Raw genomic sequence first — 15,895 nt, forward strand, 5'->3', positions numbered from 1 at the left:
CGCTTTCGCGGGCAAGCCCGCGAAAGAGGCGTTAATCCAGACCCAGTTTCTTCAGCCTGTAGCGCATCGAGCGAAACGACAGACTCAACCGCTGCGCTGCCGCCGTGCGATTCCAGCGGGTTTCTTCCAGCGCCTGCAAAATCAGTTTGCGCTCGACGCTTTCCAGATAGTCTTCCAGGTTGTCGATCTGCGTGAGATCGGCAATGCCGCCTTCAGCAGTGCCGTTTCCTTCACTCAGACGTAAATCCTCTGCCTCGATCGTGCGGTTTTCACACAGGGTGTGCGCCCGCTCGAGCACGTTCTCCAGCTCCCGCACGTTGCCCGGGAAGCGGTAGTTTTTCAGTGCCTCGAGGGCATGGGGATGAAGGCGTGCCGCCGGTTGCCCGGTGCCATTGGCCAGGCGTTTGAGCATGTGGCCGGCCAGTGCTTCGATGTCCTCACGACGTTCGCGCAGGGACGGCACACGCAGTTCGATCACGTTCAACCGGTAATACAGATCCTGACGAAAGCGCTCGGCAGCCACTTCCGCGTCGAGGTCCTTGTGCGTCGCGCAGAGGATGCGCACATCGACCACGGTTTCCTGTTGCCCGCCGACGCTGCGCACGGCTTTTTCCTGGATCGCCCGCAGCAGCTTGACCTGCATCGGCAGCGGCAGATCCGCCACTTCATCGAGAAACAGTGTGCCGCCATGGGCCGCCTGAAACAGTCCTGGTTTATCCTCCACTGCACCGCTGAAACTGCCTTTGCGGTGGCCGAAGAACTCGCTCTCCATCAACTCTGAAGGAATCGCCCCGCAGTTCACCGGCACGAACGGCTGGCTGGCGCGCGGGCCCTGCTCATGAATCAATCGGGCCACCAGCTCCTTGCCACTGCCGGACTCGCCGCTGATGTACACCGGTGCCTGGCTGCGGGCCAGTTTGTCGATCTGTTTGCGCAGATTGCGCATCGGTGGTGAGTCGCCGAGCAACCGCCGGTCGATCGAGGTGCAGACATTGCCCGGCGCCGGCATGCGCAGCGCCGAGCCGACCAGCTCGCGCAGGCGCGTCAGGTCCACCGGTTTGGTCAGGAAGTCGAAAGCCCCGGCCTTGAGGGCATTGATCGCCGTTTCCAGGCTGCCATAGGCGGTGATCATCGCCACCGGCAGTTGGGGATAACGTTGCTGAATGTGCTGCACCAGTTCCAGGCCGGTGCCGTCGGGCAGGCGCATGTCGGTCAGGCACAGATCGAAGCTCTCGCGGCGCAGCAGCGCCTGGGCTTCATTGAGATTGCGTGCGCTGAAGGTGTCGAGTTTCATCCGTCCCAGGGTGATTTCCAGGAGTTCGCGGATATCCGGCTCGTCGTCGACGATGAGGATTTTTTGCCGTGGGCTCGTGTTCAACTTTGTTTCCGTCCGTGAGCAAAGGTGATGCGAAAGCAGCCGCCGCCTTGGCGTGATTTGAAGTCTAGGCGCGCTTGATTGCTTTCGCACAGCTCACGGGACAGATAAAGCCCAAGGCCGGTGCCCTGGCTGCTGGTGGTAAAGAACGGTTCGAACAGGTGAGCCTGTTGATCGAGCGGCACGCCGGGGCCGTTGTCTTGCACTTCGAGCACGGCCAGCGTGCTCTCGGGGTCGATGGACAGCGTCAGCCAGACCTCGGCCGGATCGTGCAACAGGGCACTGTGGCGCCAACCATTGCGTAACAGATTGTCGAGAATCTGTGTGAGCTGGCCCGGATCCATCAGGGTGCGAAAATCCCCCGGGCCGATGTGCAGATGAATGTGCTGGCGCTCGCCGGCCTGTTCGCGGCTCTCGTCGACGAACTGCTCCAGCCACGGTTTGAGGTCGAGCCGTTGCGGTGCGCTCTGCTGGCGGCGGGACAGTTGCAGGACGTTTTCGATGACTCGGTTCATGCGCTGGGAGTGGTCTTGAATGATCTGCGTCAGACGCCGATCCGCGCCGTCGAGTTCCTCGGATTCCTGCAACAGCTGCGCGGCATGACTGATGGCCCCCAGCGGATTGCGGATTTCATGGGCGATACCGGCGGTCAGCCGGCCCAGCGCGGCCAGTTTCAATTGCTGGGCCTGCTGGGCGATCTGGGCGAGGTCTTCGAGAAACACCAGGGTCTGGCGGTTCGGACTCTGTTCCAGGGCGATGAAGCTCGGCTGCAGCTCCAGGCCATTGCCGGCGATTTTCAGGCTTTGCGGGCGCAGGGTCGGGTTGTTCAGCCACAGTTGCAGGCGTTCGACCAATGCGCTCGAGTGCTCGTCGATCAGGTCGCCTTCAAGGTGCGTTTGGCCCAGCAAGGTCCTCGCGCTGTGGTTGGCCAGTTGCACCCGGCGCTGTTCGTCGAGAACCAGAATGCCGGTGCGCATGCGTTGCAGGATCAGCGCGTTGAGGGCTTCGAGCCCCACCACTTCGCTGGCGCGCAGCTCGGCCAGGTTCTCGCTGACTTCGAGACGGCGCATCAATCCCTGCACCAGCAGCGAGGCGGCGAAGCACAAGGCGCCGAGGGTGCCGGCCTGCAGATAGTCGTTGGCGCTCAGGGAATGGCTGAAACTCAGCAGAAAGCTGAGCCCGACAATGCCCAGGGTGGCGATGGCGGCGATCAGCAAGCCGATACGTCGTCGCAGCAAGGTGTTGCTGATGGCCACCGAAACGATCAGCAAGTTGCCAATCGCACTGGCCACACCGCCCGCTGCGTAGAACACGCCGCACAGCAGCAGAATGTCGACCAGTGCCAGAGCGAACAACTGGGCCGGGCGGCGGATATTTTCGAGGAATACTACCAGCAGGATGTTCAGCACCAGGTACAACCAGCTGCCATTGCGCAGCAACTCGTCGTTGGCCGAGGTCAGCAGGCGGTTGTCCATGTTGCTGGAGATCAGCAACACCAGGGTGATGCCGACACTTAAACGGTACAGATGATAGAGACGCAGCAGTCGCTGGGCCTGTTTGCTGTCGGCGTTGTCAGCCTCAGCGATCACTGGAACCGGGGCCTTGCTCAAGGTGAGCCTGGCTGCAATACCACTGTTGTTGAAGGTTCAGCGCGCGGTCGCGGGGCAGGTGCACGCCGCAATGGGCGCAGCGCACCATCGGCGCGGCATCCTGTTCGCGAGGCGATCGGGTGGACGAGGCGGGGGCCTTGAATTTGCGCCACAACCACACAGCAGCGGCGATCAAGGCAATCCAGAACAGTAAACGAAGCATGATGTGCGGCTTTTCGGCTAATGATTCGGCAGTTTAGCCAAGGACCCGACAGGCGCACAGCCCAATCACACGCCGCAATAAAAAGGGAGATCCGAAGATCTCCCTTTTTGGCATCACCGAAGTGATCAGTCGAACAGACCGAAGGTCATGTAGCTGAAGATGGAACGGTCGCTGTCGCTCGACTCCGGTTCCGGCTCTTCGATCACGTCGCCGTTTTCGTCTTTCGGCTTGAGCTCGTTCGGGATCGCGTCTTTCGCGTCCTGGAACTGCTTCTGCACGTCCTGGTTGGCGCGGGTCTCTCCCGGTGGCAGCGGTGGACGGGATTCGATCAGACCCAGGGTGGCCTTGCTCAGGAACGAACGGTTGTCGGCTTCGGCAACGCGAGGCACGAACTGACCGTCCTGCAGGCTCGGGTGGTTCGGGTAGTTGAGCTTCAGGGTTTCCAGACTGGTGGCCGCCAGTTCGTCCAGATGCAGGCGCTGGTAGGCTTCGGTCATCACCGCCAGGCCGTCACCGACCGATGGGGTTTCCTGGAAGTTTTCCACTACATAACGACCACGGTTGGCAGCGGCGACATAGGCCTGACGGGTCAGGTAGTAGTCGGCCACGTGGATTTCGTAGGCAGCCAGCAGGTTGCGCAGGTAGATCATGCGCTGCTTGGCGTCCGGCGCGTAGCGGCTGTTCGGGTAGCGGCTGGTCAGTTGGGCGAACTCATTGTAGGAGTCGCGGGCGGCACCCGGGTCACGCTTGGTCATGTCCAGCGGCAGGAAGCGCGCCAGCAGGCCGACGTCCTGGTCGAACGAGGTCAGGCCCTTGAGGTAGTAGGCGTAATCGACGTTCGGGTGCTGCGGGTGCAGACGAATGAAACGCTCGGCAGCGGATTTTGCAGCTTCCGGCTCGGCGTTCTTGTAGTTGGCATAGATCAGTTCCAGCTGCGCCTGATCGGCATAACGACCGAACGGATAACGCGACTCCAGAGCCTTCAGCTTGGCTGTGGCGCTGGTGTAGCTGTTGTTGTCCAGGTCCTGTTGAGCCTGCTGGTACAGCTCGGCTTCACTCAGGTTTTCGTCTACGACTTCCTTCGATGAGCAAGCAGCGGTCAATGCGAGGATGGCGATCAGCAGCAGGTGTTTCACTTGCATGGCGGCTTGCGTCCCTATGACGGCCGCTGTCTTGGGCGGGGCCGTCCTGTTATGATGAGCGCCCCGTTGAAAAGCCCCGGGGCAAAAGACGCCGTATTTAACCACAAGCGCGCAGCCGAAACCAAAGGCTGTAGCCGACGCCCAGTCCGAGCATGTCCGATAAAATTGAACTTCGCGCAGAGGTGCCGTCCGAATTGGGCGGCCAACGCCTCGATCAAGTCGCCGCCCAACTCTTCGCCGAGCACTCGCGCTCGCGCCTTTCCGCCTGGATCAAAGAAGGTCGCCTGACTGTGGACGGGGCGGTCATCCGCCCGCGCGACATCGTTCATGGCGGTGCCATTCTTGAGCTCACTGCCGAGCAGGAGGCCCAGGGTGAATGGGTCGCTCAGGACATCGAACTCGACATCGTCTATGAAGACGACGACATTCTGGTGATCAACAAGCCTGCGGGCCTGGTGGTTCACCCGGCTGCCGGTCACGCTGATGGCACCTTGCTCAACGCCTTGCTGCACCACGTGCCGGACATCATCAATGTCCCGCGCGCCGGTATCGTGCATCGTCTCGACAAGGACACCACCGGTCTGATGGTGGTGGCCAAGACCATTCAGGCGCAGACCAAACTGGTCGCGCAGCTGCAAAGCCGCAGCGTCAGCCGGATCTACGAGTGCATCGTGATCGGCGTGGTGACCGCCGGCGGCAAGATCAACGCCCCGATCGGCCGCCACGGCCAGCAGCGTCAGCGCATGGCGGTGATGGAAGGCGGCAAGCCGGCCGTCAGCCACTACCGCGTGCTGGAGCGCTTCCGTTCCCACACCCACGTACGGGTGAAGCTGGAAACCGGTCGTACCCACCAGATTCGCGTGCACATGGCGCACATCAACTTCCCGTTGGTCGGCGACCCGGCGTACGGCGGTCGTTTCCGCATTCCGCCGGCCGCGAGCCAGACCATGGTCGAATCCCTCAAGCACTTCCCGCGTCAGGCCCTGCACGCGCGGTTCCTTGAGCTGGATCACCCGACCACCGGTGAGCGCATGAGCTGGGAATCGCCGCTGCCGGAAGATCTGGTGTGGCTGCTGACCCTGCTCAAGCAGGATCGCGAGGCATTCGTCGGATGAACTGGCTGACGCCGGACTGGCCCGCGCCGGCCAGCGTCAAGGCCTGTGTCACCACCCGCGAGGGCGGCGTCAGCGAGGCGCCGTTCGACAGCCTCAACCTGGGCGATCATGTCGATGACCGCCCGGAGGCCGTCGCCGAAAACCGTCGGCGCCTGACCGAACACTTCTCTATAAAGCCTGCCTGGTTGCAGCAAGTGCACGGGATTGCCGTGGCGCATGCGGATCCGTCCGTGGTGGCCACGGCGGATGCCAGCTGGACGGCAACGCCCGGTATCGCGTGTGCAGCAATGACTGCCGATTGCCTGCCGGCGCTGTTCTGCGACCGTGCCGGTACTCGCGTGGCGGCGGCTCATGCCGGTTGGCGTGGATTGGCAGCCGGCGTGCTGGAAGCCACCCTCGACAGTCTGGATGTGCCTGCCGAAGACGTTCTGGTCTGGCTCGGTCCGGCCATCGGCCCGCAAGCCTTTGAAGTCGGTCCCGAAGTCCGGGAAGTCTTCATCAATCAATTGCCCGAAGCCGAGACAGCCTTTGTCCCGAGCCACAACGCCGGCAAGTTCATGGCTGACATCTATAAGCTGGCGCGGCTGCGTCTGGCAGTCCGCGGTGTCACCGCTGTTTATGGTGGCGGTTTCTGTACAGTGACCGATCCGCGCTTCTTTTCCTATCGCCGTGCGCCTCGCACTGGTCGCTTCGCCTCTTTAGTCTGGCTTACCCGCTAAACTCTCTGATCTGCATCAACTCCCTGACGCTTGAATCTTCCAGAATCGACCGCATCTATAGCGGTATCTGGCAGGTTTCTTTATTCAGGATGGTTTTTTAGGTCCGGCCTGCTCAAAAGGAAGGTGACCCATGCGTATAGACCGTTTAACCAGCAAATTGCAGTTGGCGTTGTCCGATGCCCAATCTTTGGCCGTCGGCCACGATCATCCAGCCATCGAGCCGGCGCATCTGATGCAAGCCATGCTTGAACAACAGGGTGGTTCGATCAAACCCCTGTTGATGCAGGTGGGCTTCGACGTCAACAGCTTGCGTAAAGAGCTGACCAAAGAGCTCGATCAATTACCGAAAATCCAGAACCCGACCGGCGACGTCAACATGTCGCAGGATCTGGCGCGTCTGCTCAATCAGGCCGACCGTCTGGCCCAGCAGAAGGGCGACCAGTTCATTTCCAGCGAGCTGGTGCTGCTCGCCGCGATGGACGAGAACAGCAAGCTCGGCAAGTTGCTGCTCGGCCAAGGCGTGAGCAAGAAAGCGCTGGAGAATGCGATCAACAACCTGCGCGGTGGCGAGGCGGTCAATGACGCCAACCACGAAGAGTCGCGTCAGGCACTGGATAAGTACACCGTCGACCTGACCAAGCGCGCCGAAGAAGGCAAGCTTGACCCGGTGATCGGCCGTGACGATGAAATCCGTCGCACCATTCAGGTCTTGCAACGCCGCACCAAGAACAACCCGGTGCTGATCGGCGAACCTGGCGTGGGTAAAACCGCGATTGCCGAAGGGCTGGCCCAGCGCATCATCAACGGCGAAGTGCCGGATGGCCTGCGTGGCAAACGCCTGCTGTCTCTCGATATGGGCGCGCTGATTGCCGGCGCCAAGTATCGCGGCGAGTTCGAAGAGCGCCTGAAAGCGCTGCTCAACGAGCTGTCGAAGCAGGAAGGGCAGATCATTCTGTTCATCGACGAACTGCACACCATGGTCGGCGCCGGCAAGGGCGAAGGCTCGATGGACGCCGGCAACATGCTTAAACCGGCCCTGGCCCGTGGTGAGCTGCATTGCGTCGGCGCGACCACGCTCAACGAGTACCGCCAATATATAGAGAAGGACGCGGCCCTCGAGCGGCGCTTCCAGAAAGTGCTGGTGGACGAGCCGAGCGAAGAAGACACCATCGCGATCCTGCGTGGCCTCAAGGAGCGTTACGAGGTTCACCACAAGGTGGCGATCACCGACGGCGCGATCATCGCGGCAGCCAAGCTCAGCCATCGTTACATCACTGACCGACAGCTGCCGGACAAGGCGATCGATCTGATCGACGAGGCGGCCAGCCGCATCCGCATGGAGATCGACTCCAAGCCGGAAGTGCTGGATCGTCTTGAGCGGCGACTGATTCAACTGAAAGTAGAATCCCAAGCGCTGAAGAAAGAAAGCGACGACGCGGCGAAGAAACGTCTGGAGAAACTCCAGGAAGAAATCGATCGCCACGAGCGTGAGTACTCCGATCTGGAAGAAATCTGGAACTCGGAAAAAGCCGAGGTGCAGGGCTCTGCGCAGATTCAGCAGAAGATCGAACAGTCCCGTCAGGAGCTGGAAGCCGCGCGCCGTAAAGGCGATCTGAACCGCATGGCCGAGTTGCAGTACGGGGTGATCCCGGATCTGGAACGCAGCCTGCAAATGGTCGACCAGCATGGCAAAAGCGAAAACCAGTTGCTGCGCAGCAAGGTGACCGAAGAGGAAATCGCCGAAGTCGTTTCGAAGTGGACCGGTATTCCGGTGTCGAAAATGCTCGAAGGCGAGCGCGACAAGCTGATGAAGATGGAAAGCCTGTTGCATCAACGCGTGATCGGCCAGGACGAAGCGGTGGTTGCAGTGGCCAACGCGGTGCGGCGTTCCCGTGCCGGGTTGTCCGACCCGAATCGCCCGAGCGGCTCGTTCATGTTCCTCGGCCCGACCGGGGTCGGTAAAACCGAGCTGTGCAAGGCGCTGGCCGAGTTCCTCTTCGACACTGAAGAGGCGATGGTGCGGATCGACATGTCCGAGTTCATGGAGAAACATTCCGTGGCGCGGCTGATTGGTGCACCACCGGGCTACGTCGGCTATGAAGAGGGCGGTTACCTGACCGAAGCGGTACGGCGCAAGCCTTACTCGGTGATCCTGCTGGACGAAGTCGAGAAGGCGCACCCGGACGTGTTCAACATCCTGCTGCAAGTGCTGGAGGATGGCCGTCTGACCGACAGTCATGGCCGCACGGTGGACTTCCGCAATACCGTGATCGTCATGACCTCCAACCTCGGTTCGATGCAGATCCAGGAACTGGTCGGTGATCGTGAAGCACAACGGGCAGCGGTGTTGGATGCGATTTCCACCCACTTCCGTCCGGAGTTCATCAACCGGGTCGACGAAGTGGTGATCTTCGAGCCATTGGCGCGGGATCAGATCGCCGGCATTACCGAGATCCAGCTGGGTCGTCTGCGCAGCCGTCTGGCCGAGCGCGAGCTGAAGCTGGAACTGAGCCCGGAAGCGATGGACAAGCTGATTGCCGTCGGCTACGACCCGGTCTATGGCGCACGGCCGCTGAAGCGGGCGATCCAGCGCTGGATCGAGAACCCGCTGGCACAGTTGATTCTGTCGGGACGTTTCCTGCCAGGCGAGACCGCGACCGGCGTCGTGGAGAACGACGAGATCACGTTCAACTGACGCCCGACGGTGGTGTCGTCATCAAGGCCTCGCAATGCGAGGCCTTTTTTTTCGCCAGGCTGTTGAACTCAAAGGAAAAGGCTTGTAAAGTGCGCCCCGCAGTCAGTCACCAACAGGGTTTCAGCTCACTGGGCAGAAATCTGAAATAAGTTGCAAATCATTAACTTGAAAGCAATTTAGGGGGTTGACAGAGGTGTTCTAGGTTGTAGAATAGCGCGCCTCAGACACACGAACGCAGCGATGCGAAAACGATGTCGAGAAGCTGCAAGTTTCACCGTAGTAAATTGAAATGTGTAGTTCCGTGATAGCTCAGTCGGTAGAGCAAATGACTGTTAATCATTGGGTCCCAGGTTCGAGTCCTGGTCACGGAGCCAATTTCAAACCGGGGTATAGCGCAGTCCGGTAGCGCGCCTGCTTTGGGAGCAGGATGTCAGGAGTTCGAATCCCCTTACCCCGACCATTTTTGGGTCGTTAGCTCAGTTGGTAGAGCAGTTGGCTTTTAACCAATTGGTCGTAGGTTCGAATCCCACACGACCCACCATTTTTGAAACCAGGTAACACTGGGATCGAATCTTAAGATCAGAGGCCAAAAGCGCTGATCGAAGAAGGCGATCTTTGAAAGGTCGCCTTTTTTTTACCGGGGTATAGCGCAGTCCGGTAGCGCGCCTGCTTTGGGAGCAGGATGTCGGGAGTTCGAATCCCCCTACCCCGACCATATTAAAAATCCTCGTATCGAAAGATACGGGGATTTTTTTTGCCCTCCGGAAATGTTTCATTCAAGTCGTCATACAACTTGCCGATAGCCCGCTAACGAAAGGGGCCTGCCGAATCAAACGCCCCTGAATTCTGCCAATACAAGAAAAAGGGCGTTCGTCATGTTGCTTCGTCAGTTGAATATTGCTCCCCGCGCCGCTCTGGGCTTTGCCCTGATCGCGTTACTGGTGGCGTTGCTCGGGGTGTTCGCGCTGGGGCAGATGTCGAGCATCCGCGACAGCGAAGTGGCAGTGGAGACGCAATGGCTGCCGAGCATTCGTGGTGGCGACGAAATTCGCGAAATCATGTTGCGCATCCGCACCATCTCCCTGCGCATGGCGCTGGATCAGGATCCGGCCAACATCGCCACGTACCGCAGCCAAATGGACACCCGGGACAAAGAGTTGAGCGAGAAAATCGCCGCCTATGATCGACTGGTGACCACCCCGGAAGGTCAGCAGTTGTATGAACAGTTCAAGAAAACCTTCGCCGCCTACCGCACCGGGATCGCCCAGTCGTTCACCCTCGCCGAGCAGGGCAAGCGCGACGAGCTGACCAAGCTGCTGCTGGTCGACATGAAAACCGTGGTCGACGGCTCCGGCAAACAACTCAACGACCTGGCGGATCTGTTCGCCCGCCAGGTCGCCGCCGAAAGCCAGAACTCTGCGGCCCACTACGAAACCTCGCGCACCATCGTGACCCTGTTCATCGCTCTGGCGGCGCTGGCCACCGTGGCTCTGGCCATGTTGCTCACCCGCAGCATCGTCCGCCCCCTGAGCGCCGCTGTCGACGCTGCTGAGCACGTCGCCAGAGGCGATCTGACCCGCCCGATCGAAACTCACGGCAACGATGAGGTCAGCCGGCTGCTCAAGGCGTTGGCAACCATGCAGCAGAACCTGCGCGAAACCCTGCAGGGCATCAGCGGCTCGGCCACGCAACTGGCGACTGCTTCCGACGAACTGAGCGCGGTCACCCACGACAGCACGCAAGGGCTGCAACAGCAGAACAATGAAATCGAACAGGCCGCCACGGCCGTCAACGAGATGACCACCGCGGTCGAGGAAGTCGCCCGCAATGCGGTGTCGACGTCCGACGCCACCCGCCAGTCCAGTGAGTCGGCACAGTTGGGCCAGGAGCGGGTCAGCGAAACTGCCGACGCCATCAACGCCCTGGCCAGCGAAGTCGAGCACACTGGTGAGCTGGTGCAATCGCTGGCCAACCAGTCGCAAGACATCGGCAAGGTGCTGGACGTGATCCGGGCGATCGCCGAACAGACCAACCTGCTGGCGCTCAACGCCGCCATCGAAGCCGCGCGGGCCGGGGAGAGCGGGCGCGGGTTTGCCGTGGTCGCCGATGAAGTCCGGGCGCTGGCTTATCGCACGCAGCAATCGACCCAGGAAATCGAGCAGATGGTGCAGGGCATGCGCAGCGGTTCGAGCCTGGCGCTGGAGTCGATGCAGGCCAGTGCCTCGCGCGCTGCCACCACACTGGTGCTGGCCGAGCGGGCCGGTGAAGCGTTGCAGACGATCACGGCGTCGGTACACGAAATCCACGAGCGCAACCTGGTGATCGCCAGCGCCGCCGAAGAGCAGGCGCAAGTGGCGCGGGAAGTGGATCGCAACCTGGTGAACATTCGCGACCTGTCGGTGCGGTCGGCGGCTGGCGCCGATCAAACCAACGCGTCGAGCCATGAACTGTCGCAACTGGCCAATGCCCTGCAGGGCATGGTGCGACGCTTCCAGCTGTAATCATGCAGGCGTGAAAAAGCCGCGCTTCTCGTCAGAGAAAGCGCGGCTTTGTTTTGTCGAGCGTCTGAAAAATCAGGCACCGTCCTGGTCTTTCAGGTGTTCGAACAGGCCTTTGGGCATTTTCTTGCCGTTGGCTTCGAAGTTGGCTTTGACGTTGTTGTACGCCTCTTGCTCGTCGATGAAACCGTCGTGGTTGGTGTCGATCTTGTCGAAGTCGGACTTCGGCGCGACCTTCAGGAACTCGGCGCGTGAGACCTTGCCGTCGCCATCGGTGTCGGTCTTGGCCATCGACGCATCGCCGCATTTGCCTTCACCGCATTTGCCTTCCGGGGTTTTCACCGAGGTCTCGGCCGAAGCGACCATGTAGCCCTGGGCCAGCGGTTGCGCGGCAAACACCGAGCCGGACAGCATCAGGCCGCCGGCCAGTACGGCACCGACCAGGCCAAGGGAGTTTTTGCCGATTTTCGCAGTACGGGACATTGCATTCTCCTTCGGTTGCACAGCGCAACCACACGTTAAGGGCGATCAAGCCGGAGCAGGTGTGCTCGGGTGTGGCCATTAAGCGGTGGCGGTGTATCGCGTCTGTGTCCGGGAGCGGGGCGTTTGTAAGCGAAGGTGGGGAAAGCGGGGGGCAGATACAGTAGAAAACAAAACACCGTGAGGGCGAGCCCGCCCCCACGGTGTTTTACATCAGTGCAGCTTCAGGCGTGGCTCGGTGCCGCGTCCGATCTTGCTGCCGAGCATCAGCATCGCTGTGCGGAACGGCCCGTACAGCGCCATCTGGTGCATGCGGTACAGCGACACGTAAAACATCCGCGCCAGCCAGCCTTCGAGCATCACGCTGCCGGTCAGGTTACCCATCAAGTTACCCACAGCCGAAAAACGCGACAGCGAAATCAGCGAGCCGTAGTCGGTGTACTTGTACTCCGGCAGGGTCTTGCCTTCGATCCGCAGTTTCAGCGATTTGGCCAGCAGCGACGCCTGCTGGTGCGCAGCCTGGGCCCGTGGTGGAACGTTGCGATCGGAGCCCGGTTGCGGGCAGGCAGCGCAGTCACCGAAGGCGAAGATGTTCTCGTCGCGGGTGGTCTGCAGCGTCGGCAGCACTTGCAGCTGATTGATGCGGTTGGTTTCCAGACCGTCGATGTCCTTGAGGAAACCCGGTGCGCGGATCCCGGCGGCCCAGACTTTCAGGCTCGCCTTGATTTCGTTGCCGTCGGCAGTGATCAAGCTGTCGGCGGTGACTTGGCTGACCGAAGCATTGGTCATCACGTTGACCCCGAGTTTCTCCAGAGTCTTGTGCACCGGCCCGCTGATGCGCTCAGGCAAGGCTGGCAGTACCCGTGGCCCGGCTTCGATCAGGGTGATGTGCATGTTCTCCGGTTTGATCCGATCAAGACCGTAGGCGGCCAGTTCATGGGCGGCGTTGTGTAGTTCTGCCGCCAGTTCGACGCCCGTGGCGCCCGCACCGACGATGGCCACGCTGATCTGCTGGATCGCATCGGTCTGCCCGGCGTGGGCGCGCAGATAGTGATTGAGCAGTTGCTGGTGAAAACGCTCGGCCTGCTTGCGGGTGTCGAGGAACAGGCAGTGCTGCGCGGCGCCCTGGGTGCCGAAATCGTTGGTGGTGCTGCCGACCGCGATCACCAGCGAGTCATAGGGCACTTCCCGCGCCGGGACCAGCTCAACGCCGTTTTCGTCGTAGGTGGCAGCCAGCTGGATCTTCTTCTGCTCACGATCGAGCCCGCTCATGCGCCCCAGCTGGAACTCGAAGTGGTTCCATTTGGCCTGGGCGACATAGTTGAGTTCGTCTTCGGAAGAGTTCAGCGATCCGGCGGCCACTTCGTGCAGCAGCGGTTTCCAGATGTGCGTGAGGTTCGCGTCGACCAGCATGATGCTGGCGGTGCCGCGTTTGCCCAGAGTCTTACCCAGACGGGTAGCCAACTCCAGACCGCCGGCGCCGCCGCCGACAATGACAATACGATGGGACATAGGGATAGCTCGCAAGGTTTTTAAAGGAAATCGGTACGGCTACCCGAGCGAGCGCGATGCAGCTCATAGCGTCAGGTAACTGATAAATCGGCTCAACAGGCCCAGACCAATGGTCACTGCCAGCACCAGCACCAGGAGCATCCACGGCCGGAATGGCCGGCGCTCGACACGGTGTTGGGACAACTGCAGGTACTCTTCGACATGCTTCTGGTCTTCGGGGTTCAGGCGGCTGGTCATAAAGGCCTCGTCAGGTAGACGTTACTGAATGAGAACACGCTACAGCGGTTTTCAACCGGGATTGAACGCAGCATAGCCACTGTCCGGGACCGGTTCGACAGACACACTGTCCCCGAGGCGAATGATCCCGCTTTGTAACACTCGCGCAGTGATTCCGCCATGCCCGCGCACGGCCTGGAACGTGCCCGGGCCGAGGTTGTTCTGCAGGCGCGCGCACGGCTGACACCAGCCCGTGGTTTCGAAAATCGCCTGACCAATGCGAAAGCGCCGCCCCTTGAGGCTGAACAGGTTGATCCCGCTGATAACGAGATTGCGCCGCAGATCTTCAGGCCTGACCGGATGCTCGTGGGGACGGCCCATCAATGCACTGATCACGGCCAGGTGTTCGAACTGAATCAGCGTGACCTGTCGGGCGTTACGTACTCCGGGGCGGGCATGATCCCCGGTCAGTCCCGCTTCAAGGCGTGCTTCTACGGCGTCGAGCTCGAGCATCGGCCCACGAGATTCAGGACGCACGCCAATCCAGCGTACGCGGCCGCTCTGCGGGACCTCGGCGATCAATTGTTGAAGCGGCGTCACAGGCTGATCCCTACATCGAACACGATGCTGCGCCCCAGATTGCCGCGCAGAAAATCCGGGGCATCGGGATGGGCGAACAGCACCCGGGCGAACGTAGGTCCGACCAGCGACAGCGAACGCCAGCCCTGGCGCAGGTATTCGGTGGGCGGCGGAAAGTGGCTGTTGAGGTCGAGCACTTCGCGCTTGAGGCTGGCGAAGGCAATGATGTCCAGCTCGCCGAGATCCATGCCGCGTTCCTTGTAGTTGTGCGCTTTCTTGCGCAAGGTCGGCGCCAGTCTCAGCAGAAATTCATTGGCCGGAATCCGCCGCGGCTTGGCTTCACGGCGCACCAGTTGGCTGAGGGAAAACGCACTGCGCCGACGTTGCAGCTCATCGCGCCATTCGTCGTTCAGCCGACGACCTTCATCGAGGACGAAAAACACCTCGAAATTGGCGTCGCGAAACAGCACGTCCGGCGGCTCACCGGCCGGGGCGAATTCGTCGGCGCGATAAGGAATGTTCAAGCCTTGCAGCAGGCGCTGGCAGACCCAACGCTCACGCTCCCATTTGCGGGCATTGGACAGGAAAGCGTTGGCTTGCTCGGCCGCAATGGTCAGCAGGCGTAAGTAATCTGAGTCATCCATAGGCCCAAGCTTAGCGTTCAATTGCGACAAGCAGAAAGCTTTGCATCGGCAGATGTGCCGCCGTGCAGGTGTAGACTTCGCCGCAGGAGCGCCAATCAAAGGAGTCTGCGGTGCGAATGAAGGTGATGGGATCATGATCGGTGCAGAACTGCTGTCATCGGCAAGTCTGACCCTCGGCTGGCTGATTTACCTGCCGGTGTTGCTCTGGGCGATTGTCCGCGCACCGTGGGTCGAGCTGTTCAGCGACAACCGCCGTCAGCACTTGCTGTTCGGCACGGTGTTCGCGTTGTTTCTGCTGTGGCTGGTGCGCAGGGACTTCGACACCGGCGTGTCTTACCACTTCATCGGCATGACGGCGGTGACACTGCTGCTGGACTGGCCACTGGCGATCGTCGGTGCACTGGTGGCCCAACTGGGGCTGGTGCTGCTGGGGCGCCAGGATCTGGTGGCCGTCGGGGTCAATGGCACCTTGCTGATCCTGTTGCCGGTGCTGATCACCGAATGCGTGGCGATCCTGGTCGAGCGCGCCCAGCCGCGCAATCCGTTCGTGTACATCTTCTGTTCCGGTTTTTTCGCCGCGGCGCTGTCGGCGTTGTTCTGCCTGACGCTGAGCCTGACGTTGCTCTGGTACGACGGCCTGTTTGCCATGCCGGAATGGCTGGAAGATTTCATCGGTTACCTGTGGCTGCTGATTTTTCCCGAAGCCTTCATCAACGGCATGGTGGTCAGCGCGCTGGTGGTGTTCTGCCCGGAATGGCTGGAGACCTTCAACCGTACCCGCTACCTTTCGGCGCCCTGGAAGGACGACGATCCCAAGTCTTGATCCACATCAAATTCACTCTGTGCGCGGCATTTCATGCTCGGCCAAATTCCTTCAGGAGCAGCGGCATGAGCGTGTACGAGTGGGCGAGGCAGGAAACCCGGCAGAGTCTGGAGATGGCGCAGGAGGTGGGGTTCGATCCGGGCCTGAGCCTGCGCGCCTTGCTCAGTGCGGTGGTGCAGCAGAGCAAGGCGGTGCGCAACGCCGAAGACCTGGCCGACGAGTTGCGCTTTCTGGCGGAAAACCTCGACGACGATCAGGACTACGGCTTCATGCGGCCCTGACGGG

At 60.9% G+C, this 15,895-nt stretch carries 15 protein-coding genes and 4 tRNA genes; 10 read left to right on the top strand and 9 right to left on the bottom strand.

What is annotated here, in order from left to right; translation table 11 throughout:
• Positions 1 to 31 precede the first annotated feature (31 nt).
• From ACM6JM_RS27000 to ACM6JM_RS27015, 4 genes are all read right to left on the bottom strand, one after another.
• Positions 32 to 1,378, bottom strand: coding sequence for a sigma-54-dependent transcriptional regulator (locus ACM6JM_RS27000; protein WP_414882774.1), 1,347 nt, complete (start codon positions 1,376 to 1,378; stop codon positions 32 to 34).
• Positions 1,375 to 2,964: a sensor histidine kinase gene (locus ACM6JM_RS27005; protein WP_414882784.1), complete on the bottom strand. Its 1,590-nt coding sequence runs from the start codon at positions 2,962 to 2,964 to the stop codon at positions 1,375 to 1,377. The genes ACM6JM_RS27000 and ACM6JM_RS27005 overlap by 4 nt, the downstream gene beginning before the upstream one ends.
• Positions 2,954 to 3,187 (bottom strand): PP0621 family protein, encoded by a 234-nt coding sequence (locus ACM6JM_RS27010; RefSeq protein ID WP_039771683.1) that lies wholly within the window; start codon positions 3,185 to 3,187, stop codon positions 2,954 to 2,956. The genes ACM6JM_RS27005 and ACM6JM_RS27010 overlap by 11 nt, the downstream gene beginning before the upstream one ends.
• 125 nt (positions 3,188 to 3,312) lie before the next feature.
• Positions 3,313 to 4,329, bottom strand: a complete 1,017-nt coding sequence (locus ACM6JM_RS27015) for an outer membrane protein assembly factor BamD (RefSeq protein ID WP_007959566.1) — start codon at positions 4,327 to 4,329, stop codon at positions 3,313 to 3,315.
• A gap of 152 nt (positions 4,330 to 4,481) precedes the next feature.
• On the opposite strand from ACM6JM_RS27015, the gene rluD reads away from it, so the two are divergent.
• From rluD to ACM6JM_RS27055, 8 genes are all read left to right on the top strand, one after another.
• Positions 4,482 to 5,444, top strand: coding sequence for a 23S rRNA pseudouridine(1911/1915/1917) synthase RluD (gene rluD, locus ACM6JM_RS27020; RefSeq protein ID WP_011335991.1), 963 nt, complete (start codon positions 4,482 to 4,484; stop codon positions 5,442 to 5,444).
• Positions 5,441 to 6,163, top strand: coding sequence for a peptidoglycan editing factor PgeF (pgeF, locus tag ACM6JM_RS27025; RefSeq protein WP_103385452.1), 723 nt, complete (start codon positions 5,441 to 5,443; stop codon positions 6,161 to 6,163). Before rluD ends, pgeF begins: the two co-directional genes overlap by 4 nt.
• Positions 6,164 to 6,293: 130 nt before the next feature.
• A complete protein-coding gene (gene clpB / locus ACM6JM_RS27030) occupies positions 6,294 to 8,858 on the top strand; it encodes an ATP-dependent chaperone ClpB (RefSeq protein WP_039771676.1) in 2,565 nt (854 codons plus the stop codon).
• Between the two features lie 298 nt (positions 8,859 to 9,156).
• Positions 9,157 to 9,232, top strand: a tRNA-Asn gene (locus tag ACM6JM_RS27035).
• Between the two features lie 9 nt (positions 9,233 to 9,241).
• Positions 9,242 to 9,318: transfer RNA gene (locus tag ACM6JM_RS27040), tRNA-Pro, on the top strand.
• A 5-nt stretch (positions 9,319 to 9,323) separates the two neighbouring features.
• A tRNA-Lys gene (locus ACM6JM_RS27045) sits at positions 9,324 to 9,399 on the top strand.
• Between the two features lie 97 nt (positions 9,400 to 9,496).
• A tRNA-Pro gene (locus ACM6JM_RS27050) sits at positions 9,497 to 9,573 on the top strand.
• Between the two features lie 160 nt (positions 9,574 to 9,733).
• The gene (locus ACM6JM_RS27055; RefSeq protein ID WP_074691475.1) at positions 9,734 to 11,359 is read left to right on the top strand and encodes a methyl-accepting chemotaxis protein; all 1,626 of its coding nucleotides are present in this window, start codon (positions 9,734 to 9,736) and stop codon (positions 11,357 to 11,359) included.
• A gap of 72 nt (positions 11,360 to 11,431) precedes the next feature.
• Here the strand turns inward: ACM6JM_RS27055 and ACM6JM_RS27060 are convergent, their stop codons facing one another.
• The 5 genes from ACM6JM_RS27060 to ACM6JM_RS27080 all read right to left on the bottom strand — a co-directional run bounded on the left by ACM6JM_RS27060 (position 11,432) and on the right by ACM6JM_RS27080 (position 14,787).
• A complete protein-coding gene (locus tag ACM6JM_RS27060) occupies positions 11,432 to 11,839 on the bottom strand; it encodes a hypothetical protein (protein ID WP_074691474.1) in 408 nt (135 codons plus the stop codon).
• 210 nt (positions 11,840 to 12,049) lie between these two features.
• Complete coding sequence (locus ACM6JM_RS27065; protein ID WP_039771671.1) at positions 12,050 to 13,348, bottom strand: NAD(P)/FAD-dependent oxidoreductase; 1,299 nt, start codon at positions 13,346 to 13,348, stop codon at positions 12,050 to 12,052.
• Between the two features lie 63 nt (positions 13,349 to 13,411).
• Positions 13,412 to 13,585, bottom strand: coding sequence for a DUF3094 domain-containing protein (locus ACM6JM_RS27070; protein ID WP_007909875.1), 174 nt, complete (start codon positions 13,583 to 13,585; stop codon positions 13,412 to 13,414).
• Positions 13,586 to 13,636: 51 nt separating this feature from the next.
• On the bottom strand, positions 13,637 to 14,164 hold the full coding sequence (locus ACM6JM_RS27075) for an MOSC domain-containing protein (RefSeq protein WP_039771669.1): 528 nt from the start codon (positions 14,162 to 14,164) through the stop codon (positions 13,637 to 13,639).
• Complete coding sequence (locus ACM6JM_RS27080) at positions 14,161 to 14,787, bottom strand: DUF1780 domain-containing protein (protein WP_007959580.1); 627 nt, start codon at positions 14,785 to 14,787, stop codon at positions 14,161 to 14,163. The genes ACM6JM_RS27075 and ACM6JM_RS27080 overlap by 4 nt, the downstream gene beginning before the upstream one ends.
• Positions 14,788 to 14,920: 133 nt before the next feature.
• Here ACM6JM_RS27080 and ACM6JM_RS27085 point away from each other — a divergent pair, with 133 nt between their 5' ends.
• Positions 14,921 to 15,610 carry an energy-coupling factor ABC transporter permease gene (locus ACM6JM_RS27085; protein WP_074691473.1) on the top strand — a complete coding sequence of 230 codons (690 nt, stop codon included), beginning with the start codon at positions 14,921 to 14,923 and terminating at the stop codon, positions 15,608 to 15,610.
• 65 nt (positions 15,611 to 15,675) lie between these two features.
• Complete coding sequence (locus ACM6JM_RS27090) at positions 15,676 to 15,891, top strand: hypothetical protein (RefSeq protein WP_007959584.1); 216 nt, start codon at positions 15,676 to 15,678, stop codon at positions 15,889 to 15,891.
• Positions 15,892 to 15,895: the final 4 nt, after the last annotated feature.

The organism is Pseudomonas sp. IT-P2, assembly GCF_949767575.1.
GTDB lineage: Bacteria > Pseudomonadota > Gammaproteobacteria > Pseudomonadales > Pseudomonadaceae > Aquipseudomonas > Aquipseudomonas pharyngis.

What these genes read in the sequence shown, in the direction of transcription:
- ACM6JM_RS27070 (WP_007909875.1), bottom strand. Translation starts at nt 13,585, where the DNA reads ATGACCAGCCGCCTGAACCCCGAAGACCAGAAGCATGTCGAAGAGTAC.
- ACM6JM_RS27085 (WP_074691473.1), top strand. Translation starts at nt 14,921, where the DNA reads ATGATCGGTGCAGAACTGCTGTCATCGGCAAGTCTGACCCTCGGCTGG.
- ACM6JM_RS27090 (WP_007959584.1), top strand. Translation starts at nt 15,676, where the DNA reads ATGAGCGTGTACGAGTGGGCGAGGCAGGAAACCCGGCAGAGTCTGGAG.
- clpB (WP_039771676.1), top strand. Translation starts at nt 6,294, where the DNA reads ATGCGTATAGACCGTTTAACCAGCAAATTGCAGTTGGCGTTGTCCGAT.
- ACM6JM_RS27065 (WP_039771671.1), bottom strand. Translation starts at nt 13,348, where the DNA reads ATGTCCCATCGTATTGTCATTGTCGGCGGCGGCGCCGGCGGTCTGGAG.
- ACM6JM_RS27055 (WP_074691475.1), top strand. Translation starts at nt 9,734, where the DNA reads ATGTTGCTTCGTCAGTTGAATATTGCTCCCCGCGCCGCTCTGGGCTTT.
- ACM6JM_RS27080 (WP_007959580.1), bottom strand. Translation starts at nt 14,787, where the DNA reads ATGGATGACTCAGATTACTTACGCCTGCTGACCATTGCGGCCGAGCAA.
- ACM6JM_RS27015 (WP_007959566.1), bottom strand. Translation starts at nt 4,329, where the DNA reads ATGCAAGTGAAACACCTGCTGCTGATCGCCATCCTCGCATTGACCGCT.
- rluD (WP_011335991.1), top strand. Translation starts at nt 4,482, where the DNA reads ATGTCCGATAAAATTGAACTTCGCGCAGAGGTGCCGTCCGAATTGGGC.
- pgeF (WP_103385452.1), top strand. Translation starts at nt 5,441, where the DNA reads ATGAACTGGCTGACGCCGGACTGGCCCGCGCCGGCCAGCGTCAAGGCC.
- ACM6JM_RS27010 (WP_039771683.1), bottom strand. Translation starts at nt 3,187, where the DNA reads ATGCTTCGTTTACTGTTCTGGATTGCCTTGATCGCCGCTGCTGTGTGG.
- ACM6JM_RS27060 (WP_074691474.1), bottom strand. Translation starts at nt 11,839, where the DNA reads ATGTCCCGTACTGCGAAAATCGGCAAAAACTCCCTTGGCCTGGTCGGT.